A 21,106-nucleotide genomic window follows, 5' to 3' on the forward strand; every position below is an offset into this window, starting at 1 on the left:
GTCCCGGCCCCGGCCCGCGACCCCTTAAGCCTGCTCCCGCTCCTGCTCCTGCTCCTGCCCCTGCGCCCGGTTCCGCGCTTGCCTGCCGTCCAGGGCGTGCAGCGCCTTGCGGGCCATCGGGTACGTCCGCACCAGGTCGGGCAGCGTCGTCGCACCCCGGGTGATCCGGGCGAAGGCCCGCCATGCCGGGCGGAAACCGGTGATCGCCGCGTGCATCAGCCCCGGCCGGGCCTCGAAGGCGGTCAGCATCCGCTTGCCGACGCTCATCTCCACGCCCAGTCCGGCCTTGACCGCGAACGCGTAGTTGAGGGCCTGGCGGCGTGCGTCGACCGCGTCCTGCGCCTCGGAGATCTTCACGGCCCACTCCCCGGCCAGCCGGCCCGAGCGCAGCGCGAAGGAGATGCCCTCCCGGGTCCACGGCTCCAGCAGTCCGGCCGCGTCCCCCGCGACCAGTACCCGGCCGCGCGAAAGCGGCGAATCGGGCTTGCGGCAGCGGGTCAGGTGCCCGGAGGAGACGGCGGGTTCGAAGCCGGCGAGTCCGAGGCGGGCGATGAAGTCCTCCAGGTACTGCTTGGTCGCGGCGCCGTCGCCCTTCGCCGAGATGACCCCGACGGTGAGGACGTCGCCCTTGGGGAAGACCCAGCCGTAACTGCCGGGCAGCGGGCCCCAGTCGAGGAGCACCCGCCCCTTCCAGTCCTCGGCGACCGTCTCCGGGACCGGGATCTCCGCCTCCAGGCCGAGGTCCACCTGGTCCATCTCGACCCCGACGTGCGCGCCGATCCGGCTCGCACTGCCGTCGGCGCCGACCACCGCGCGCGCCAGGACGGTCTCCCCGTCGGCGAGCACCACGGCGACCGTGCGCCGGTCGGGCACTGCCGCCCCGTGCTGTTCGACCCGCGCGACGGCCGTACCCGTACGGACGGTGGCGCCGGCCTTCTCGGCCTCGGCGACCAGCGCGGCATCGAACTCGGGCCGGTTGATGAGCCCGAACAGCATCTGCCGCGAACGGCGGGTCCGGGTCAGCTTCCCGTTCAGCGAGAAGGTGACCGCGTGGATGCGGTCCTTGAACGGCAGGACGAAACCCGGCGGGAGGGCATCGCGCGAAGGGCCGATGATCCCGCCGCCGCAGGTCTTGTACCGGGGCAGCTCGGCCTTCTCCAGCAGCAGTACGCGCCGCCCGGCCGTCGCCGCCGCGAACGCGGCCGAGGCGCCGGCCGGTCCGGCCCCGACCACGACCACGTCCCACACCTCGCCGGTTCCCCCGGCACTCCCGGCCATCCCGTCCCCCGCCCCCTGAGCGGCCTGCCCTGCTGCTGAGTCGGGTCCCCCGACGGTGCTGTCGTCGCTGCTCACGATGTGCTGCTGCTCCTGATCATGCGGTTGCTCCGATGCAGGGAAATCCTACGGCGCGAGTCCGCCCCGTCCTGCTGTGCGAGGATCGGGACTGTCTTTCGACGTACCCCGCATACGCCCACGACGCGGATGCGGGCGGCGTACACGTACACAACGTCGCACCCAAGAGGAGCGTGCCCATGTCCCAGAATCCGATCGCCGAGACCATCGCCTCGATGATGCCCCGCGCCAAGCAGGAGCTGACCGAGCTGGTGGCCTTCCAGTCGGTGGCGGACTGGGCGCAGTTCCCGCAGAGCGAGAGCCAGGGCGCGGCGAACTGGGTGGCCGACGCGCTGCGCGCCGAGGGCTTCCAGAACGTGTCCCTCCTGGACACCCCGGACGGCACCCAGTCGGTGTACGGCTTCCTGCCCGGCCCGGAGGGTGCGCCGACCGTTCTCCTGTACGCGCACTACGACGTGCAGCCGCCGCTGGACGACGCCGCCTGGATCTCCCCCGCCTTCGAGCTGACCGAGCGTGACGGCCGCTGGTACGGGCGCGGCGCCGCGGACTGCAAGGGCGGGTTCATCATGCACCTGCTGGCGCTGCGCGCGCTGAAGGCCAACGGCGGTGTGCCGGTGAGCGTGAAGGTGATCGTCGAGGGCTCGGAGGAGCAGGGCACCGGCGGTCTCCAGCAGTACGCCGAGGCGCACCCGGAGCTGCTGAGCGCCGACACGGTCGTCATCGGCGACGCGGGCAACTTCCGGCTCGGCCTGCCGACGGTGACGGCGACCCTGCGCGGCATGACCCTGATCAAGGTGAAGATCGACACCCTCGGCGGCAACCTGCACTCCGGCATGTTCGGCGGTGTCGCCCCCGACGCGCTGGCCGCGCTGATCCGGCTGCTGGACTCGCTGCGCGCCGCGGACGGTTCGACCACGGTGGACGGCCTGGCCTCGGACGCGGTCTGGGAGGGCCTGCAGTACCCGGAGGCGGACTTCCGCGCCGACGCGAAGGTGCTGGACGGGGTCGAGCTGATCGGCGAGGGCACGATCGCGGACCGGCTGTGGGCCCGCCCGGCCGTCACCGTGCTCGGCATCGACTGCCCGCCGGTGGTCGGCGCCACCCCCTCGGTGCACGCGAGTGCCGGCGCGCTGATCAGCCTGCGCGTACCGCCGGGCGTGGACACGGCCGAGGCCATCAAGCTGCTGGAGGCCCACCTGGTGGCGCACACCCCGTGGCAGGCGCACCTCGAACTCGAGGTCGTGGGCCAGGGCCAGCCGTTCCAGGCGGACACGAGCAGCCCGGCGTACGCGTCGATGGCCGCGGCCATGCAGGTGGCGTACCCGGGCCAGGAGATGCAGGTCGCGGGCATGGGCGGATCGATTCCGCTGTGCAACACGCTGACCACGCTCTACCCGGAGGCGGAGATGCTGCTGATCGGGCTGAGCGAGCCGGAGGCCCAGATTCACGCGGTGAACGAGAGCGTCTCCCCGGAGGAGCTGGAGCGCCTCTCGGTCGCGGAGGCCCTGTTCCTCGTCAACTACGCGGAGTCCAAGCGCGGCTGATCTGCGCTACGGGCGAACTCCGCTCCCGGTGAAAGGCGTGCCGGGGGCGGAGTCGCCGCACTTACGTTCGGGGTATGGATCTTGTAGAGGTACTCCCGCAGCGGCTGCACATGCTCCGTTTCCCGATCGGCCAGGCGTACCTGTGGCGCGACGGCGGAGCCCTGACCCTGATCGACTCCGGCCATGCCGGATCGGCGGCGGCGATCGAGGAGGCCGTCCGCTCCCTCGGGCTGAGCCCGGAGCGGCTGGAGCGGATCGTCCTGACGCACTGCCACCGCGACCACATCGGCGCCGCGGACGAACTCGCCGCCCGGTGGGGCGCGCAGGTGGTGGCGCACCGGCTGGAGGCTCCGGTGATCCGCGGTGAGCTCCCGGTGCCGGAGCCGGTCCTGCTGGACTGGGAGATCCCGCTGTACGAGCACGGCCTGACGGTCCCCGAGGCGCCGCCGACGCGGGTCGACCGCGAGGTCGAGGACGGCGAGGTGCTCCCGTTCGGCGACGGCGCGGTGGTGGTCCACGCCCCGGGCCACACGCCGGGCAGCATCGGCATCCACCTGCCGCGCCACGGCGTGCTGTTCGCGGGCGACTGCATCGCGGGGGTGGGCCAGGTGATGCTGGGCGTCTTCAACGTGGACCGTGACGAGGCCCAGGCCTCCTTCCGCCGCCTCGCGGCGCTGTCCCCGTCAGTGGCCTGCTTCGGCCACGGCGACCCGCTGACGAAGGACACGGCGGCCACCCTCCTCGCGGCAACGGAGTCGGAACCGGTCCTTCCGTAGCCGCTCCCCCTGCGGGCCCGGGAGGGAGGCTCCCGGGCCCGCCGGATTACGGGGTGGGGCGGCCCGCCTCCAGGTACAGGGGGCGGCCCCGCTCCCGGGCCCGCAGGGCCCAGCGCAGCCGCTCGTAGCGCACCGGGGGCAGCAGCCCGGCAGCCTCCTCCTCCGTCACGAACCGCCACGCCCGCAGCTCCGGGCCCGGCAGCCGGAGCCCGGCCGCGGCGGCGGCCGAGAGGCGGCCCCCGTCGAACAGCAGCCGCAGCCCCCCGTACGCAGGAGGCATCGGCGGCTCCCAGTCCACGACCAGCAGCCCCGGTACGGCGTCCAGCGTCAGGCCCAGTTCCTCCGCGACCTCCCGCACCCCCGCACACCCCGGCGCCTCGCCCGCCTCCACCACCCCGCCCGGGAACTCCCAACCCGGCTTGTACGTCGGATCGACCAGCAGCACCCGGTCCTCGTCGTCGAAGAGCAGCACCCCCGCCGCCACCGTCTCCCGCGTCGGTTCCGGCGTCTGCACGATGTCGCAGACCCGGGCCGCGTCCGTGCGTACGGCTTCGGCGATCCGCTCGGCCGTCTCCCGTACGGTCAAACCCCCGTTGTCGATGACGTGCGCGTCCGCCGCGAGCCAGCTGCCCAGCGCCTGCTGGTACGCGGGGATGTGGTCGTACGCCCACTGCCGGACCCGCACGTCCACGTCGGCCGGGTCGCCCGGCTCCTCCCGCGTCGCGATCCGCTCCCGCAGGATCGTTTCCTCCGGGGCGAGCAGCACATGCCGCACCGGTATCCGGCGCGCCGCGAGCCCGCCGAAGATCTCGTCCCGGTACTCCTGCCGCAGCAGCGTCATCGGTACGACCAGCACCCCGCCCAGCTCCGCGAGCATCGCCGCGGCCGTGTCCACCACCAGGCGCCGCCAGCTCGGCAGGTCCTGGTAGTCGGAGACCTCCGCGAGGCGTTTGCGCGGCAGCAGTTGGCGTAGTGCGTCCCCGACGAGCTCCGGGTCGTACAGGGTGCTGTCCGGCAGGATCCCGGTCAGTTCGCGGGCCGTGCTGGTCTTCCCGGCGCTGAATGTGCCGTTGATCCAGACAATCACGTCTACCCCTCTCCCCATGGCTCGTCCGGAGCCCCCAGTGGCTTGCCCGCATCACCCTGCCATGGAAACCCGCTCATCGGCCCAGTGCTTATCCTCAAGGTCAGAGCCGTACCCCGACGCTTCCGGAGGATTCCGTCCCGTGCCGCAGACCCGCCGCCCGTCCGACCCCCGCTACGGCAACCGGCCGACCATGAAGGACGTGGCGGCCCGCGCGGGCGTGGGCCTGAAGACGGTGTCCCGGGTGGTCAACGGCGAGGCGGGGGTCACCCCGGACACGGTGCGGCGGGTCCAGGAGGCCATCGAGGTACTCGGGTTCCGCCGCAACGACAGCGCGCGCGTGCTGCGCAAGGGCCGTACGGCCACCGTGGGACTGGTCCTGGAGGACCTCGCGGACCCGTTCTACGGGCCGCTGAACCGGGCCGTCGAGGAGGTGGCCCGGGCCCACGGGGCGCTGCTCATCAACGGGTCGAGCGCCGAGGACCCGGACCGGGAGCGGGAGTTGGCGCTGGCGCTGTGCGCGCGCCGGGTGGACGGGCTGATCGTGATCCCGGCCGGGGACGACCACCGCTACCTGGAGCCGGAGATCCGGGCGGGTGTGGCGACGGTGTTCGTGGACCGCCCGGCGGGCCGGATCGACGCGGACGTGGTGCTGTCGGACAGCTTCGGCGGCGCCCGCGAGGGGGTGGCGCACCTGATCGGGGGCGGCCACCGCCGGATCGGCTTCATCGGGGACCAGCCGCACATCCACACGGCGACGGAGCGCCTGCGGGGCTACCGCGCGGCGATGGCGGACGCGGGCCTGCCGGTGGCGGACTCCTGGGTCTCCCTCGGCCCGACGACCCCGGAACGCGTCGGGGAGGCCGCCCGGGCGATGCTGGCGGCCTCCGACCCGGTCACCGCGGTCTTCGCGGGGAACAACCGGGTGACGGTGACGGTGGTTCGTGTCCTGGCCGGACATCGGCCGCCGGTGGCCCTGGTCGGCTTCGACGACTTCGAGCTGGCCGACCTGCTGCGCCCCGGGGTGACGGTGGTCGCCCAGGACGCGGCGGCCCTGGGCCGGGTGGCCACCGACCGCCTGTTCCAACGCCTCGCCGGCGCCGCCCTCCCCCCGGCCCGCATCGAACTCCCGACCCGCCTGATCCCCCGCGGCTCGGGCGAACTCCCGCCGGCCTGAACCGGGCCGGGCGCTACTGGGTCAGGAGGCCGATGCCCAGTTCGATGCCGGCGAGTGCCGTCTGCCCGGCGAGCGCGGGCGCGGCCTGGAGCAGGCCCGCCCTGATCCGGCGCCAGGCACCGGCCCGGCGGGCGGGATCCTGCTCCACGTCCTGCACCAACGCCACGTCCGCGTCGAAGGCGGCACCGCCGAGCCCGTGCTCGGCTGCGAGGGCCCGGATCCGTTCGGCGAGCAGAGCCGTCCCGAGGGCCGGGCCGCCCAGGTGCTGCGTGACGGTCACGCCCTGCGCAGCGGCGCCTCCGTACACGTTCATGGTGAAGGCGGGCGCTGCCTGGGGTCGCTGGTCGTTCATGTAGTGCCTCACGGTCGAAGTGGAGATCGACATCGCGCAGTCCTCGCCGCGCGAGGTGAGCATCAGGGCCGGCGCGTCCGGGTCGTCCGTCCACAGCTGGGCCAGCCCGTGGCCCTGGAGATAGCGGGCGGCCCGCCAGACGATGCCCTCGCACAGCGGGAGCCCCAGGAAGCGGGTGCCGGCGAGGAAGGGGAGCAGCCGGACCACGGCGTCGGGGGCTTCGGCGGCCTGCCGGACCAGCTCGTCCAGGACGTGGCTGAACTGCGCGTCCACGCGTCCGCGGGCCCGGGTGACCTGGTCGGCCTCGGCCAGTCCCGCCGCGGTCGGGCCGACGAGCGCCCCGCCGAAGACGTACTCCAGGGTCAGATGGCCGCGGCCGCGGAGCATGCGGGCGGCTGCTTCCGCCGGGGCGGCCCGCGGGTCCTCGTCGGCGACGAACTCCCCGAGGGATACGGGAATCCCGGCTGCGGACCGGCGGCCGTACATCCAGATCAGTAGCTCGACGGCCAGATCGGCGACCGATCCCTCGGCGGCGCCGGAGGCGCTCACGGGTGGGCGACGGTGCCGGCCGCCGCGCAGAACTCGTCGATCCCTGCGCGGAGGCCGCGGTGCCCGCGGAGGGCAGCGTGCTCGTTCTCCCTGGCCCGGCCCAGGAGTTCGAGCAACCGCAAGGTGTACTCGGTACGCCAAGCGGCCGCGTAGCGCTCCGGGTTGAGATCGGAGGCGCTCTGGACGGGTCCTGCGGTTTCCAATGCGGCCAGCCCGGCCAGGGCCTCGCCGAGGTCGGCGATCAGGCCCTCGCGCCCGGGAGCCTGCGCCTCGGAGGTCTTCGCCCCGGCGGGCCGCGCCTCGAGGCGCGGTGGCGGCAGCACGGTGAGGCACTGGGCGAGTTCGGTGCCGAGCTCGGCGGCGCGGGCGCAGTGCTGCTCGGCCCAGGCTTGTTCGTCGGGCCGGTCGCGCAAGGCGCGGGCGTAGGCCACCCGTTCCGCCTGCTTGAGCCGCCTGCCGCTGGCCTCGTCGAGGTCGGCTCGCAGCTGGAGGTGGCGCCGTTCGGCGGCCTGCCGGGACTTCAGCCCGAGGGCGCCCGCGATCCGGGCCCAGGTGACCTTCTTGCGGCGGGCGGCCCCGAGCAGCCGCGCCTCGTCGGTCTGGAGCTTCTCGCGGAGCTCCCGGATGACGACCAGGGCGGCGAGCAGTTCCGTCTCGGTCACTCCGTCGACGGCGTCGTACTCGACGCAGCGCGCGATGCGGTCGTACTTTTCGGCGATCTCGATGAACTGACGGGTCGAGTCGTGGATGTTCGGCAGTTCCGCGAGTCGCCCGAGCCATTTGTCCTCGGGCTGGACCGGTCGCGTCGTCAGGAGCAGCCAGGCGCTCGGCCGGTCGTATTCGGCCGCGGGGCGACCTTCGGACGTCGTCTCCCGGACGACGGATTCTGTCGTCCGGGAGACGACGTCCCGACGTTCGATCATGGGTGAATCTCCTGGAGCATGCGATTCGGCGGGCACGGCAGAGGGAAGCGCGTAATGCCGGGCATGCCGGGCACTCCGCTCCCTGCGCCATGCTCCAGGACGCCTGTCGGTCACAGGGCCCGTGGAGACCATTCGCCAGGGTTCGCCAGGGTTCCGCCTCACGATGCGCACCACCACCTTCAGGACATACCGCGCCAAAGGAAAGCGGCCCCGCCCGGGGTCGTCCGGGCGGGGCCGCGTGAGGCCGTGTGACCTGCTACGAGCGGGACATCCCTCAGGCGGTCGCCGTCAGGGTCGCCGAGCGGCGGGGGATGGCGAAGGCGTCCAGTTCGGCGCGGGTCAGGCCCGTCAGGGCGGTGACCTCGTCCGTGCCCACCGCGCCGCAGTCCAGGCCGCGGACCAGGTAGCCGGCCAGGGCCTTGGCCGTGGCCGGCTCGTCCATCACGTCACCCTCGATCTTCGCGACGTACGCCTTCAGACGCGCGGCAGCCGTCTCGAGGCCCTCGCGGTAGAAGGTGAAGACCGCCGCGTAGCGGGTCGGGAGGTGACCCGGGTGCATGTCCCAGCCCTGGTAGTAGGCGCGGGCCAGGGCCCGGCGGGTGAGGCCGTAGTGCAGCTTCCAGGCCTCGTGGACGTGCTCGGTGGTGCCGATCGGCAGGACGTTCGTCGAGCCGTCGGAGACGCGTACGCCGGTGCCGGCGGCCGCGACCTGCATGATCGCCTTGGCGTGGTCGGCGGCCGGGTGGTCGCTCGACTGGTACGCGGCGGAGACCCCGACGCAGGCGCTGTAGTCGAAGGTGCCGTAGTGCAGGCCGGTGGCCCGGCCCTTGGAAGCCTCGATCATCCGGGCCACGGTCGCGGTGCCGTCGGAGGCGACGATCGACTGGCTGGTCTCGATCTGGATCTCGAAGCCGATCCGGCCCGGGCGCAGGCCACGGGCGGCCTCGAAGGCCTCCAGCAGCTTGACGAACGCGCTGACCTGCTCGGCGTACGTGACCTTGGGGAGGGTGAGGACCAGCCCGTCGGGAAGGCCGCCGTGCTCCAGCAGCCCGGACAGGAAGATGTCGGTGGTGCGGATGCCGCGGTCGCGGACGTTGGACTCCATGCACTTCATGCGGATGCCCATGTACGGGGCGTTCGTGCCGTTGGAGAAGGCTTCGGAGACGAGGCGGGCGGCGCGGGCGGCCGCCTGGTCCTCCTCCTCGTCGGAGCGGACGCCGAAGCCGTCCTCGAAGTCGACGCGGAGGTCCTCGACGGGCTCGGAGGCGAGCTTGGCGCGGACGCGGTCGTAGACGGGTACGGCCAGTTCGTCGCTGATGCCGAGCACCTTGGCGAAGGTCGCGGCGTCCGGGGCGTGCTCGTCGAGGGCCGCGAGGGCCTGGTCGCCCCAGGAGCGGATGGTGTCGGCGGCGAAGACGTCACCGGGGACGTAGACCGTGTGGATGGGCTGGCGGGTGCCGGGGTCACCCGGGTAGTGGCGCGCGAGCTCCGCGTCCACCGGCGCGAGGGAAGCGCTGATGCCCTCGCTGACCGCGCCTGCGAGGCTCGTCGCCACCTTCTCCTGCTGACCCATCGTGCACTCTCCTCTTTTTCCGCTTCACGGAAGCTTAGATCCGCATAGCAGAATTTAGTGAGGGGTCTTTGTCTAGTCAATGGTTGCAGGAAACAGCTCGGGGCCGCGTGGTGAGTGTCACCACGCGGCCCCGAGTCACAGCATCGACGCAGGTCAGCCCTTGCGGGCCTGGATCTCTTCGGTCAGCTGCGGGACGACCGCGAAGAGGTCGCCGACCACGCCGTAGTCGACGAGGTCGAAGATCGGGGCCTCGGCGTCCTTGTTGATGGCCACGATGGTCTTCGAGGTCTGCATGCCGGCCCGGTGCTGGATCGCGCCCGAGATGCCGGAGGCGATGTACAGCTGCGGGGAGACCGACTTGCCGGTCTGGCCGACCTGGTTGGAGTGCGGGTACCAGCCGGCGTCGACGGCGGCGCGCGAGGCACCGACGGCCGCACCGAGGGAGTCCGCGAGCGCCTCGATGATGTGGAAGTTCTCGGCGCCGTTGACGCCGCGGCCGCCGGAGACCACGATCGCGGCCTCGGTCAGCTCGGGACGGCCGGTCGACTCGCGCGGGGTGCGGGCGACGACCTTGGTGCCGGTGGCGAGAGCGCCGAAGGTGACGGCGAGGGCCTCGACGGCGCCGGCGGCCGGGGCGGCCTCGACCGGAGCCGAGTTCGGCTTGACGGTGATGACCGGGGTGCCCTTGGAGACACGGGACTTGGTGGTGAAGGACGCGGCGAACGCGGACTGCGTCGCGACCGGACCCTCGTCACCCGCCTCCAGGTCGACGGCGTCGGTGATGATGCCGGAGCCGATGCGGACGGCCAGGCGCGCGGCGATCTCCTTGCCCTCGGCGGAGGACGGGACGAGCACGGCGGCCGGGGAGACCGACTCGTACGCGGCCTGCAGCGCGTCCACCTTCGGCACGACCAGGTAGTCGGCGAACTCGGGGGCGTCGGCGGTGAGGACCTTGACGGCACCGTGCTCGGCGAGCACGGCGGCGGTGTCGGCCGCACCGGCGCCGAGGGCGACCGCGACGGGCTCGCCGATGCGGCGGGCCAGCGTCAGCAGCTCGAGGGTGGGCTTGCGGACGGCGCCGTCCACGTGGTCGACGTAGACGAGAACTTCAGCCATGGGACTGCTCTCCTGCTATTGCGAAGTGTCTGGGGGCTATGAGGGGGTGACCGGAGTTCTCAGATGAACTTCTGGCCGCCAGGCTGCCTCTTAGATGAATTTCTGCTCCGCAAGGAAGGCGGCCAGCTGCTTGCCGCCCTCGCCCTCGTCCTTGACGATCGTGCCGGCGGTACGGGCCGGGCGCTGCGCCGCGGAGTCGACCGCGGTCCAGGAGCCCTCGAGACCGACCTCGTCGGCCTCGATCTCGAGCTCCTCCAGGTCCCAGGACTCCACCGGCTTCTTCTTGGCGGCCATGATGCCCTTGAAGGAGGGGTAGCGGGCCTCGCCCGACTGGTCCGTCACGGAGACGAGCGCCGGGAGGGAGGCCTCCAGCTGCTCGCTCGCGGAGTCGCCGTCGCGGCGGCCGGTCACGGTGCCGTCCTCGACCTTGACCTCGGAGAGCAGGGTGACCTGCGGGACGCCCAGGCGCTCGGCCAGGATCGCCGGGAGCACGCCCATGGTGCCGTCGGTCGAGGCCATGCCGGTGATGACCAGGTCGTAGCCGGCCTTCTCGATCGCCTTGGCGAGCACCAGCGAGGTGCCCATGACGTCGGTGCCGTGCAGGTCGTCGTCCTCGACGTGGATGGCCTTGTCGGCACCCATGGACAGCGCCTTGCGCAGCGCGTCCTTGGCGTCCTCGGGGCCCACCGTCAGGACGGTGATCTCGGCGTCGTCGGCCTCTTCGGCGATCTGCAGCGCCTGCTCGACGGCGTACTCGTCGAGCTCCGACAGCAGACCGTCGACGTCGTCGCGGTCGACCGTCAGGTCATCGGCGAAGTGCCGGTCGCCGGTGGCGTCGGGCACGTACTTCACACAGACAACGATCCTCAGGCTCACGCCGGCTCTCCTACCGCATCGTCTTTTTTCTGATACCGCCTTGTGCAGGCAGCATAGGCGCCTTGTCGGGCGGATCCCGGTCGGGGCGGCCCGCGCTCCGATGGGAATGTTACTCGTCAGTACACCGTGGCTCCCCCACGGTTGCAAGGCCGGTGAACTGTGATCTGTCCAACGCCGCCCGAACCCGCCCCAGCAGGGACGATTCAGTCGCGCAACGCGTTGAAGCGACCCTGGTGGTACAGCAGGGGGCGGCCCTCCCCGGCCGGGTCCCCGGCCACGGCCTCCGCGATGATCACCCGGTGCGCCCCGGCCGGCACCCGAGCCACGACGCGGCACACCAGCCACGCCAGCACCCCGTCCAGCAGGGGAACCTCGTGCGGACCGTGGGCCCAGCCCGTGGCCGGCCCGAACCGGTCGGCTCCGCTGCGGGCGAACAGGCCCGCCAGTTCCGTCTGGTGCTCGCCGAGTATGTGGACGCCGAGGTGCTCTGAGTCGCGTATCGCGGGCCAGCTGGACGACCCGGTGGCGATCGTGAAGGACAGCAGCGGCGGATCGGCCGAGACGGAGTTGAGCGAGGTCGCGGTGAATCCGACCGGCCGGCCGCCGTCGGCGGCGGCGGTGATCACGGCCACTCCCGCGGCATGCCGGCGGAAGACGGAGCGGAGCAGGTCGGGCGAGCCCGGCTGGGCGGTGCTGAATCGTGCGGACTGGGCCGTCGGGATGGCCGGCGGGGCTGTCATCGGGGTACTTCCTTCTGCCGCGATGGCGGCGGACACGGGCGCGGTCGGATCGGGTCGGAGGCCGGGGTCGTTCAGTGGCTCCGACAACGCGCGCTCGCGTAGCGGACGAGGTCCACGTGGACCCGCCCGTAAAGCAGGAGTTCATACCGCATGCGGCCAGCCTGGCGATCTCTCGTGTACACAGTCAAGCCGCACGGGGCAGATGCGAGGCGCGTCACGCTGCGTGCGGGCGCATGTACCGGCGCGCCGGTCATACCGCGGCACCCAGCGCGGCGATCACATCCGCCTTGCGGGGCATCCCCACCGCTCGCCGCACGATCCGGCCCGCGGAGTCCAGGACGAGCACGGTCGGCGTCTTCTCGATGCCCAGGGCGCGCACCAGTTCGAGGTGGGCCTCGGCGTCGATCTCGATGTGCGCGACCCCCTCGACCAGCTCCGCCACCTCGGCGAGGATCCGCCGCGTGGCCCGGCAGGGCTGGCAGAACGCACTCGAGAACTGCACCAGGCTGGCCCGCTCCCCGGGCTCCGCGCCCAGTTCCGACGCGCCCAGCCGCCCGACACCAGCCGTCACCGCGGACCTCGTTCCTGCATCATTGAACGTGTTCGTACGGTGATCCGAGCGCCCCGGACACGCGCCGCATTCCCGGCGTGACGAGAATCTCCTCGGGCACAGACGTCTGGGCTGGCCAGCAGCCCGCGTATGGGGCACGATCCCCAAGGGCCGCGTACCTACGCAGCCGTAACTTCCGGCCGGGAGCACCTCCCCAGGCAGAAAGCGGGGTCTCCCCCTCATGGCTGAGCTCGTCTACCCTCCGGTGATCGGCGCCGCCCACACGCTGTTCCGGGCGCTTGACATCCGCATCGACATGAAGGGCACGGAGAACATCCCGCGCAAGGGCGGGGCGGTTCTCGTGTCGAACCACATCGGCTACCTCGACTTCATCTTCGCCGGCCTGACCGCGCGGCCGCAGAAGCGCCTGGTCCGCTTCATGGCGAAGGAGTCGGTTTTCCGGCACAAGGTGTCCGGCCCGCTGATGCGCGCGATGAAGCACATCCCGGTGGACCGCAAGCAGGGCGAGACGGCCTACCAGCACGCCCTCGACTCGCTGCGCGCCGGCGAGATCATCGGTGTGTTCCCGGAGGCGACGATCTCCCAGTCGTTCACGCTCAAGAGCTTCAAGTCGGGTGCCGCGCGCATGGCCCAGGAGGCCGGCGTCCCGCTGATCCCGGTGGCGCTGTGGGGCACCCAGCGGCTGTGGACCAAGGGCCGTCCGAAGAACCTCAAGCGCAGCCACATCCCGGTGACGATGCGGGTGGGCGAGCCCATCGAGGCGCCGAGCGACCAGTACGCCGGGGCGATCACCCGCCGCCTGCGCGAGCGGGTGCAGGAGCTGCTGGATGCGGCGCAGCGCGCCTACCCGGCCGCCCCCAAGGGTCCCGAGGACTCCTGGTGGCTGCCGGCGCACCTGGGCGGTACCGCGCCGACGGCCGCCCAGGTCAAGGAAGCGGGCTGATCCGGCACCACCGGGTCGGGTGATCGTGCGGCCCCGCTGTTCACGCCGGGGCCGCAGAGCCGCGCCTGCGCGTCAGTTGGGGTTCTCGGCGTGGGTCAGCGTCTCCCACGCCTCGAAATGGTTCTCGGTGCCCGCGGGGCGCCGCCCCTCGGTGAGCTTGCGGGTGTTCTCCATGCCGATGCCCAGCCGCGTGTGCAGGGCGTTGTAGCCGACCTCGGTCGCCGGGCCGATGCCCTTGGCCAGGCTCCCGCCGCACAGCCAGGAGGGCACCGGCGCGCCGAGCTCGTACGCGGCGTGGAAGCCGAGCGCGTGCCGGAAGCGGTCCTTGAACTGCGGGTAGAGGTCGCGGCCCTGGATCCTCGAGGTCTCCGCGACGTGCATGGTCGCGGCGATCCCCATGCCGGTGTGGCCGAAGTCCCGGCAGGTCTCCTGGGCGAGGCCGTCCACGAACGTGCTCTGGCCGTGCCAGTAGTCCACCAGCTCGCTCTTGGTGTCGATGGATGAGCGCGGCGGGTACTTCGGCTGCGGGCCGTCGGAGGCCAGGTAGAAGTACGCGGGGACCCGGCCCAGGTAGATGGCCATGGCCTTGTCGTAGCTCGCGCGGTCGTCGAGGTGGACGGAGATGCCGACGGCGGCGTCCATCATGATCAGTTCCCAGTTGCCGTTGCTGTTCGGCTTGCCGTCGATGACCTCGGGCAGGTAGACGTCGCGCAGCATGGTCGCGAACCGCCCCTGGTTCGGCCAGCCGCCGGTGTACGTGTGCTTGATGATCTCGGCGGCGCGCGGCCAGGTGGATCCCGCCCAGCCGCTCTGCAGCGGGGCGTTGCTGTTGGTGTGGTCCTTGATCTTCGCGGACCAGGCGTCCATCAGCTCGATCGACTTCTTCGCGTACTTCGCGTCGCGGGTGATGTACCAGGCGAGTGCGTCGCCGTACGCCGCGATGGCGTCCTCGCGCTCGTCGGAACAGCCGATGTCCGGGTTCGAGTACGAGCCGCACTCGACGACGGCGCGCGGCTTGGGCGTCCGCGACAGCGAGCCGTACTTGCTGGCGAGCATCGCGTCGAACGCGCCTTTCCACGGCTGCTGTCCGGCCGCCACCTTGGTGCGTACGAAGTCCAGCTGGGCGCGGCTGTTCAGGACTCCGGGGTGGGCGAACTGCGCGGGGGCGGCCGCGACGGAGGGGGCCGGCCGTGGGGGGCCGGCCTGGGCGGTGGGGGTGAGGGTCAGGGCCGCGGTTAAGCCGAGTGCGAGGGCGGCCAGCCCCGCGGGGACTCCGTAACGCATGAAGCGCCTTCCGGTCGGAGGTGGGGGGAACGGGGAATTCCTGCCGCCGAAAGTACCCATGGGCATGCCAAGTTGACAACGTTATCCGACAGGAAACTTTCCTATTGCTTCCGCCCCCCCGGGGCGCCTAGGCCTCCCCGGCCGCCGCCACGTGCCCGGACCCCTCGGCGCGCCTGCGCCTGCGGTGCGCGGCGACCCGCGCGCGCGTCGCGCAGGCGGTGGAGCAGTAGCGGCGGGCGCTGCCGGGCCCGGCGCCGAGGAAGAACCGCCCGCAGCCGCCGGCGGCGCAGGCGCCCCACGCGATCCGCCCGTACCCGGTGAGCAGTTGGGACAGCGCCAGGGCTCCGGAGGCCAGGAACCACTCGCCCCACCCGGCCCGCTCCCCCCGGTCCACGTGCAGGTGCCAGGGGTGGCCGTCGTGCCGGGTCAGCCGGGGCCGGGTGCCGTACTGCGCGAAGAGCGCGTTGAGGGCTTCGGCGGCGCGGTCCTCGTCGGTCTCGGCGAGCACCGTCCCCATCCGCCGGGCAGCGGACCGCAGTTCGGCCGCGCCCGCCTCCGTGAACGCCTCCTCGGTGAGGTCGCCGGGGTGCTCCCCGTGCCGCGCGAGGAGCGCTGCCAGCTCGGCGCGCGGGAGTTCGGGGTCCGCACGGACCGCCTCGGCGAGATCGATCAGCCGCCGGCCGACCGAGAACCCCTCCGCGGAATCGGTCATCTCCGGATCCTTTCGCTCTACACCCGTATCGCGTAACGTCTTGTGCCGCTATCACGTTACACATCTCGAGGGGGGTCCAGGGATGCACGGGTTCGGGCGGTACCTGGCCGCCGCACTGGCCGCACGGTTCGCCTCGGAGGGCATGAGCCTCGCGGTGGTCCTGCTCGCCCTCGAGCGCACCGGGAGCGCCGCGCACGGGGCCTTCGTGCTGACCGCCTGGCTGGCTCCGCACATCCTGGCGGCTCCGCTCGCCGGAGTGGCCGCTTCCCGGACCCGCCGGCCGCGGCTGTTCCACGTGGGGGCGCTGGCCGGGTTCACCTGCGCGGTGGCGGCTCTGTCCGTGCTGCTGGGCCGGGCCCCGGCGCCGCTCGTCCTCGCAGTGGCACTGCTGGGCGGCAGTTGTGGGCCGATGGTGACGGGCGGGATGTCCAGCCTGGTCGCCGGCCTGGTCCCGGCGGGGGCCGGGCGGGACCGGGCGTACGCGTGGGACGCGTCCACCTACAACGCCGCCGCGGTCACCGCCCCGGCGGTGGTGGGCCTGGCCGCCGCGCTGGGCTCCGCCGCACCGGCGATGGCGGCGCTCGCGCTGGCCGGTGCACTCGCGGCGGCACTGGCCGCGACCCTCCCGTACGGAACCCCGCAGCCGGCCGCGGCGGCGAACGGCGGGGCCGACGCGGGTGCGAGCCCGGGCGCGGCCCCGACGACCCCTCCCCCGGTCGGTCTGGGCGCCGGACTGGCGGCCCTGTGGCGGATCCGGGAGCTGCGGGCGATCACCTCGGCCACGACGCTGGCGTTCGTCGGCATCGGCACGCTCACCACCACCTCCGTACTGCTGGCCTCCAGGCTCGGCAGCCCGGGCGCCGGGGGCGTGCTGATGACGGCCTTCGCGTTGGGCGCGCTGGCGGGCTCCCTGACCCTGGGCCGGATCACGGCGGTGGAGCCGGGGCGGCTGGCGCGCTGGGCGATGGCGGGCACCGGTGCCGCCCTGGCGGTGGCCGCCTTCGCGCCGTCCGTCACCCTCGCGGCGGTGCTGTTCGCCGCCGCCGGGGTGTGCGACGGGCCGCTGCTGACGGCCACCCTCCGGATCCGCTCGGAGTACGCCCCCGACGCCGTGCGGACCCAGGTGTTCACCCTCGGGGCGGGGCTCAAGCTGACCGCCGCGTCGGTCGGCGCCGCCCTCGTGGGCTTGGCCGCGGCCGCGCCGCCGCAGGCGCTGCTGGCCGGGATCTCCGTACTGATCCTGGCGGCGGCCCTGCTGCACGCACTGGTGGCCCGGCAGGCCCCGGCACCGGCCGACGCGGCGGCGGCTACAAAGCCGTCGGGAGATTCCGCCACAGCTCCGGCCGGTCGGCGGACTCCCGCAGGGCCTTGAGCGCGGCGGGGTGCGGGGTGGCGTACAGCTCGGGGTAGTCGACCTCGCCGAGCTCGGGGCGTACGGGGAAGGCGAGCCGCTCGGCGTCCAGGGTGAACTGGGCGTCCACGCCGGGCTTGTTGCCGCGGGGGTCCTGGCGGGCCCAGTCCGCGGCGCCGGGCAGCCGGAGGGCGATCAGCCCGTGGACGACGGGGTTCGAGCCGTCGTCGTCGGCGAGCCGCTGGTAGCAGAGGCCGGCCGGGATGCCCTGGGCGCGCAACAGGGCGACCAGCGCATGGGACTTGGCGTAGCAGATGCCGTTGCGCGTGCCCAGCACGTCCGAGGCGCGCCAGGAGACGCGCAGGTCCCCGGAGTCGCCGGAGTGCGGGATGGTGTCGCGGACGAACTCGAAGGCGACCTTGGCGTATGAGTATGCGTCGCCGGTGGCGGTCCAGAGGGCGTCGGCGGTCTCCCGAACGAGCGGGTGGTCGTGGTCGATGACCTCGTCCGCCGCCATGAAGGCGTGGCTGTCTGGGCTTTGCGGGATCAGCTGCATGGCCCGGAGCATAGGCATACCCCCGACCGTGGATCAATGAATTTACGGTCGGGGGTATATCTATTCAGCTATCGGGGGGCCGGCACCCTTATCGGGCGAGCTCCTCCTTGAGCGCCTGGAGGAAGCCGTCCACGTCCTCCTCCTGGGTGTCGAAGCCGCACATCCAGCGCACGTGCCCGGCGACCTCGTCCCAGAAGTAGAAGCGGTAACGCTTCTGCAGTCGCCGCGACACCTCGTGCGGCAGCTTCGCGAACACCGCGTTGGCCTGCACCGGGTAGAGGATCTCCACCCCGTCGGTCTCGCGCACGCCCGCGGCCAGCCGCTGCGCCATCGCATTGGCGTGCTGGGCGTTGCGCAGCCACAGGTCCTTGGCGAGCAGCGCTTCCAGCTGCACCGACACGAACCGCATCTTCGACGCGAGCTGCATCGACATCTTGCGGATGTGCTTCATCTGCCGGACCGCGTCCGGGTTGACGACCACCACGGCCTCGCCGAACATCATGCCGTTCTTGGTGCCGCCGTACGACAGCACGTCCACGCCCACCGTGTTGGTGAACGTGCGCATCGGCACGTCGAGCGAGGCCGCGGCGTTGGCTATCCGGGCCCCGTCGAGGTGGACCTTCATGCCGTGGCCGTGCGCGTGCTCGCAGATCGCCCGGATCTCGTCCGGCGTGTACACCGTGCCCAGCTCGGTGTTCTGGGTGATCGAGACGACCTGCGGCATCGCCCGGTGCTCGTCCTCCCAGCCCCAGGCCTGCCGGTCGATGAGCTCGGGGGTGAGCTTGCCGTCCGGGGTGGGGACGGTGAGCAGCTTGAGCCCGGCCATCCGCTCCGGGGCGCCGCCCTCGTCGACGTTGATGTGCGCCGTCTCGGCGCAGATCACCGCACCCCAGCGGTCCGTCAGGGCCTGGAGGGCCGTGACGTTCGCGCCGGTGCCGTTGAAGACCGGGAAGGCCTCCGCGTACGGGCCGAAGTGGCTGCGGATGATCTTCTGCAGGTTCTCGGTGTACTCGTCCTCGCCGTAGGCGACCTGGTGGCCGCCGTTGGCCAGGGCAAGGGCCTCCAGGATCTCTGGATGGACCCCTGCGTAGTTGTCGCTCGCGAAACCGCGTACCGCCGGATCGTGGTGGCGGCGGGCATCGGTTTTCACGGTTGCGGAGTGAGCCACAGACGCTGTCCGTTCACATCGATGGCGGGCCGCTCCCACACGCCGGCGATGGCCTCGGCCAGCTCCTTGACGTCGGTGAAGCCCGCGAACTTCGCATTGGGGCGCTCGGCGCGCATGGCGTCGTGCACCAGTGCCTTGATCACCAGGATCGCAGCCGCGGCGCCCGGGCCCTCCTCGCCCCCCGCCTTGCGGAAGGAGTCGGCGAGGGAGAGCGTCCAGGCCTCGGCGGCCGCCTTGCCTGCGTTGTACGCGGCGTTGTTGGCGACCGGCTTGTGCGCGCCGGACTGGCTCACGAGGACGTAGCGGCCACGGTCACTGCGCAGCAGCGCGTCGTGGAAGGCGAGCGACGTGTGCTGGACGGTGCGGATCAGGAGCTTCTCCAGGAAGTCCCAGTCCGCGAGGTCCGTATCGGTGAAGGTGGTGCTGCCGCGCCAGCCGCCCACGAGGTGGACGAGCCCGTCCACGCGGCCGAACTCCTTCTCGGTCCGCTCGGCCCAGGCCTTGGTGGCCTCCAGGTCGAGCAGGTCCACGGTGTCACCGGTGACGGTGGCGCCGCCGTGCGCGTAGCGGGCCGCGTCCACCGACTCCGCGAGACGTGTCGGGTTGGCGTCGGCCGCCACGACCACGGCACCCGCCTCGGCGAGGCGGAGCAGGGCGGCGTGGCCGGCCGGGCCGCCGGCTCCGGCCACCGCGACGACCGCCCCGTGGAGCGTGCCGTTCCCGGTCTTCCCAGCGCTGTTCATCTGTGCAGCCTCCTGTGGGCGAGCGCTCACGCGGCGACCCGCTCGGCCGAATCGGCGTTCACTGCAGTGATGCCCTTCGTGGAGGCGATCACTCCCTTGAGCTTCTTGGCGAGCGCCTCATAGAACATGCTCAGCGGAAACTCGTCGGGAAGCACGTCGTCGACGAGCTTGCGCGGCGGCTGCGTCAGGTCGAGGGCGTCGGGACCCTTGGCCCACTTGGAGCCCGGGTGCGGGGCGAGGTACGTGGAGACGAGCTCGTACGCCTTGAACCAGTGGACGAGCTTCGGGCGGTCGATGCCGGCCCGGTAGAGGTCCTCGATCTCGGCGCACAGCTGGTTGGTGACCTGCGGGGCACGCATCCAGTCGATCTTCAGCGTGTTGTCCGTCCAGCGCACGACGTCGTGCTTGTGGAGGTACGCGAAGAGCAGCTGGCCGCCGAGGCCGTCGTAGTTGCGGTTGCGGTCGCCCGACACCGGGAAGCGGAACATCCGGTCGAAGAGGACGGCGTACTGCACGTCACGGCCGTGCTCGTTGCCCTCGGACTCCAGCTTCACGGCCTCCTTGAAGGCGGTGAGGTCGCAGCGCAGCTCCTCCAGGCCGTACATCCAGAACGGCTGGCGCTGCTTGATCATGAAGGGGTCGAACGGCAGGTCGCCGTGGCTGTGGGTGCGGTCGTGGACCATGTCCCACAGGACGAAGGCCTTCTCGCAGCGCTCCTGGTCCTCGACCATGCGGGCGATGTCCTCGGGCAGCTCGATGCCGAGGATGTCGACGGCTGCCACGGTGACCTTGCGGTAGCGGGCCGCCTCGCGGTCGCAGAAGATGCCGCCCCAGGTGAAGCGCTCGGGGGCCTCGCGCACGGCGATGGTCTCCGGGAAGAGCACGGCGGAGTGGGTGTCGTAGCCCGGGGTGAAGTCCTCGAAGGTGATGCCGAGGAACAGCGGGTTGTCGTACCGGGTGCGCTCCAGCTCGGAGAGCCACTCGGGCCACACCATCTTCAGGACGACGGCCTCGAAGTTGCGGTCGAGGTTGCCGTTCTGCGTGTACATGGGGAAGACGACCAGGTGCTGGAGGCCGTCGGCGCGCTCGGCGGCCGGGTGGAAGGCCAGCAGGGAGTCCAGGAAGTCCGGCACCTTGAAGCCGTCCGCGACCCACTTGCGCAGGTCCGAGACGAGCGCACGGTGGTACGCGGTGGCGTGCGGCAGCAGCGGCGACAGCGTCTCGACGGCAGCGATCGCCCGCTCGACGGCGGCCTCGGCATCGACCGGGACGGGGGCGCCCGCGGCCTCGAAGTCGATGGAACCGTCCTTCGACTGCCAGGGGCGGATCTCCTCCACGGCGGCCTTGAGCTCGGGCCACGCCGGGTGGTCGACCACCCGCGCACCGGCGGCTATCACCGCACCGCCAGAACCCGGCACAAGAATTTCCGTCATGTCACTTCCTCCACAGGAGAACCTCGCGTAAACACAGCGTATGCATGCGAGCCTCTCCTGCTCAAGAGGTTGCTCGGGAAATTATCCTGCGAGACCCCTACCGGCACCGTAATTCTTCCCGCCGTCCACCCTTCGAGCGACGGCTTCGCCCCTTTCGCATACCGGGGTTCGCGTTTGCCCGGCCCTGTGGGCAGCCACCCTCCCGGGGGGGGGGGGGGGGGGGGGGGCCACAAAGAGGGGGGGGGGGGGGCCTGCCAGGGAGGGAGGGGTGGGAGCTTCGCT

At 72.0% G+C, this 21,106-nt stretch carries 21 protein-coding genes; 5 read left to right on the forward strand and 16 right to left on the reverse strand.

The features are described from left to right. Nucleotides 1-24: 24 nt before the first annotated feature. Nucleotides 25-1,278 (reverse strand): geranylgeranyl reductase family protein, encoded by a 1,254-nt coding sequence (locus ACZ5WG_RS06025; RefSeq protein WP_468721455.1) that lies wholly within the window; start codon nt 1,276-1,278, stop codon nt 25-27. A gap of 254 nt (nt 1,279-1,532) precedes the next feature. On the opposite strand from ACZ5WG_RS06025, the gene ACZ5WG_RS06030 reads away from it, so the two are divergent. Both ACZ5WG_RS06030 and ACZ5WG_RS06035 read left to right on the forward strand, forming a co-directional pair. After that, complete coding sequence (locus tag ACZ5WG_RS06030; RefSeq protein WP_468720990.1) at nt 1,533-2,897, forward strand: M20/M25/M40 family metallo-hydrolase; 1,365 nt, start codon at nt 1,533-1,535, stop codon at nt 2,895-2,897. Nucleotides 2,898-2,971: 74 nt separating this feature from the next. Next, on the forward strand, nt 2,972-3,673 hold the full coding sequence (locus tag ACZ5WG_RS06035) for an MBL fold metallo-hydrolase (RefSeq protein WP_468720992.1): 702 nt from the start codon (nt 2,972-2,974) through the stop codon (nt 3,671-3,673). Between the two features lie 46 nt (nt 3,674-3,719). Here ACZ5WG_RS06035 and ACZ5WG_RS06040 read toward each other — a convergent pair whose 3' ends face one another. Then, nucleotides 3,720-4,760 carry an NUDIX hydrolase gene (locus tag ACZ5WG_RS06040; protein ID WP_468720994.1) on the reverse strand — a complete coding sequence of 347 codons (1,041 nt, stop codon included), beginning with the start codon at nt 4,758-4,760 and terminating at the stop codon, nt 3,720-3,722. A 139-nt stretch (nt 4,761-4,899) separates the two neighbouring features. Here ACZ5WG_RS06040 and ACZ5WG_RS06045 point away from each other — a divergent pair, with 139 nt between their 5' ends. After that, entirely contained in the window at nt 4,900-5,934 is a 1,035-nt protein-coding gene (locus ACZ5WG_RS06045; protein ID WP_468720996.1) for a LacI family DNA-binding transcriptional regulator, read from the forward strand. 13 nt (nt 5,935-5,947) lie between these two features. Here ACZ5WG_RS06045 and ACZ5WG_RS06050 read toward each other — a convergent pair whose 3' ends face one another. From ACZ5WG_RS06050 to ACZ5WG_RS06085, 8 genes are all read right to left on the reverse strand, one after another. Then, nucleotides 5,948-6,835: a hypothetical protein gene (locus tag ACZ5WG_RS06050; RefSeq protein WP_468720997.1), complete on the reverse strand. Its 888-nt coding sequence runs from the start codon at nt 6,833-6,835 to the stop codon at nt 5,948-5,950. Then, entirely contained in the window at nt 6,832-7,758 is a 927-nt protein-coding gene (locus ACZ5WG_RS06055; RefSeq protein ID WP_468720998.1) for a hypothetical protein, read from the reverse strand. Before ACZ5WG_RS06055 ends, ACZ5WG_RS06050 begins: the two co-directional genes overlap by 4 nt. Before the next feature lie 274 nt (nt 7,759-8,032). Next, nucleotides 8,033-9,331, reverse strand: a complete 1,299-nt coding sequence (locus ACZ5WG_RS06060) for a DUF6986 family protein (protein WP_389411280.1) — start codon at nt 9,329-9,331, stop codon at nt 8,033-8,035. A gap of 153 nt (nt 9,332-9,484) precedes the next feature. Continuing rightward, nucleotides 9,485-10,447 carry an electron transfer flavoprotein subunit alpha/FixB family protein gene (locus ACZ5WG_RS06065; protein ID WP_468721000.1) on the reverse strand — a complete coding sequence of 321 codons (963 nt, stop codon included), beginning with the start codon at nt 10,445-10,447 and terminating at the stop codon, nt 9,485-9,487. Between the two features lie 90 nt (nt 10,448-10,537). Beyond that, nucleotides 10,538-11,323, reverse strand: a complete 786-nt coding sequence (locus ACZ5WG_RS06070; protein ID WP_365957514.1) for an electron transfer flavoprotein subunit beta/FixA family protein — start codon at nt 11,321-11,323, stop codon at nt 10,538-10,540. A gap of 203 nt (nt 11,324-11,526) precedes the next feature. Continuing rightward, nucleotides 11,527-12,063 (reverse strand): flavin reductase family protein, encoded by a 537-nt coding sequence (locus ACZ5WG_RS06075; protein WP_468721001.1) that lies wholly within the window; start codon nt 12,061-12,063, stop codon nt 11,527-11,529. 71 nt (nt 12,064-12,134) lie between these two features. Then, the gene (locus tag ACZ5WG_RS06080) at nt 12,135-12,317 is read right to left on the reverse strand and encodes a putative leader peptide (protein ID WP_389592345.1); all 183 of its coding nucleotides are present in this window, start codon (nt 12,315-12,317) and stop codon (nt 12,135-12,137) included. Then, nucleotides 12,314-12,634, reverse strand: coding sequence for a thioredoxin family protein (locus ACZ5WG_RS06085; protein WP_468721002.1), 321 nt, complete (start codon nt 12,632-12,634; stop codon nt 12,314-12,316). Before ACZ5WG_RS06085 ends, ACZ5WG_RS06080 begins: the two co-directional genes overlap by 4 nt. Before the next feature lie 220 nt (nt 12,635-12,854). On the opposite strand from ACZ5WG_RS06085, the gene ACZ5WG_RS06090 reads away from it, so the two are divergent. After that, nucleotides 12,855-13,577: a lysophospholipid acyltransferase family protein gene (locus tag ACZ5WG_RS06090; RefSeq protein ID WP_389411277.1), complete on the forward strand. Its 723-nt coding sequence runs from the start codon at nt 12,855-12,857 to the stop codon at nt 13,575-13,577. A gap of 72 nt (nt 13,578-13,649) precedes the next feature. On the opposite strand, the gene ACZ5WG_RS06095 is transcribed toward ACZ5WG_RS06090, so the two are convergent. Both ACZ5WG_RS06095 and ACZ5WG_RS06100 read right to left on the reverse strand, forming a co-directional pair. Beyond that, nucleotides 13,650-14,861, reverse strand: coding sequence for an alginate lyase family protein (locus tag ACZ5WG_RS06095; protein ID WP_468721003.1), 1,212 nt, complete (start codon nt 14,859-14,861; stop codon nt 13,650-13,652). Nucleotides 14,862-14,988: 127 nt separating this feature from the next. After that, nucleotides 14,989-15,573 (reverse strand): CGNR zinc finger domain-containing protein, encoded by a 585-nt coding sequence (locus ACZ5WG_RS06100; protein ID WP_468721004.1) that lies wholly within the window; start codon nt 15,571-15,573, stop codon nt 14,989-14,991. Between the two features lie 82 nt (nt 15,574-15,655). Here ACZ5WG_RS06100 and ACZ5WG_RS06105 point away from each other — a divergent pair, with 82 nt between their 5' ends. Further along, entirely contained in the window at nt 15,656-16,945 is a 1,290-nt protein-coding gene (locus ACZ5WG_RS06105; protein WP_468721005.1) for an MFS transporter, read from the forward strand. Here ACZ5WG_RS06105 and ACZ5WG_RS06110 read toward each other — a convergent pair. The 4 genes from ACZ5WG_RS06110 to ACZ5WG_RS06125 form a co-directional block, all read right to left on the reverse strand. Beyond that, nucleotides 16,881-17,480 carry a transglutaminase-like domain-containing protein gene (locus ACZ5WG_RS06110; RefSeq protein ID WP_468721006.1) on the reverse strand — a complete coding sequence of 200 codons (600 nt, stop codon included), beginning with the start codon at nt 17,478-17,480 and terminating at the stop codon, nt 16,881-16,883. The two genes, ACZ5WG_RS06105 and ACZ5WG_RS06110, sit on opposite strands and share 65 nt — an antisense overlap. Nucleotides 17,481-17,568: 88 nt before the next feature. Continuing rightward, a complete protein-coding gene (locus ACZ5WG_RS06115; protein ID WP_266631753.1) occupies nt 17,569-18,630 on the reverse strand; it encodes a threonine aldolase family protein in 1,062 nt (353 codons plus the stop codon). Continuing rightward, on the reverse strand, nt 18,627-19,391 hold the full coding sequence (locus ACZ5WG_RS06120; protein ID WP_468721007.1) for an SDR family NAD(P)-dependent oxidoreductase: 765 nt from the start codon (nt 19,389-19,391) through the stop codon (nt 18,627-18,629). The genes ACZ5WG_RS06115 and ACZ5WG_RS06120 overlap by 4 nt, the downstream gene beginning before the upstream one ends. A 26-nt stretch (nt 19,392-19,417) precedes the next feature. Next, nucleotides 19,418-20,824, reverse strand: coding sequence for a DUF6421 family protein (locus tag ACZ5WG_RS06125; protein ID WP_468721008.1), 1,407 nt, complete (start codon nt 20,822-20,824; stop codon nt 19,418-19,420). Between the last annotated feature and the right edge of the window lie 282 nt (nt 20,825-21,106).

The sequence above is a fragment of the Streptomyces sp. NPDC032745 genome, assembly GCF_055579465.1.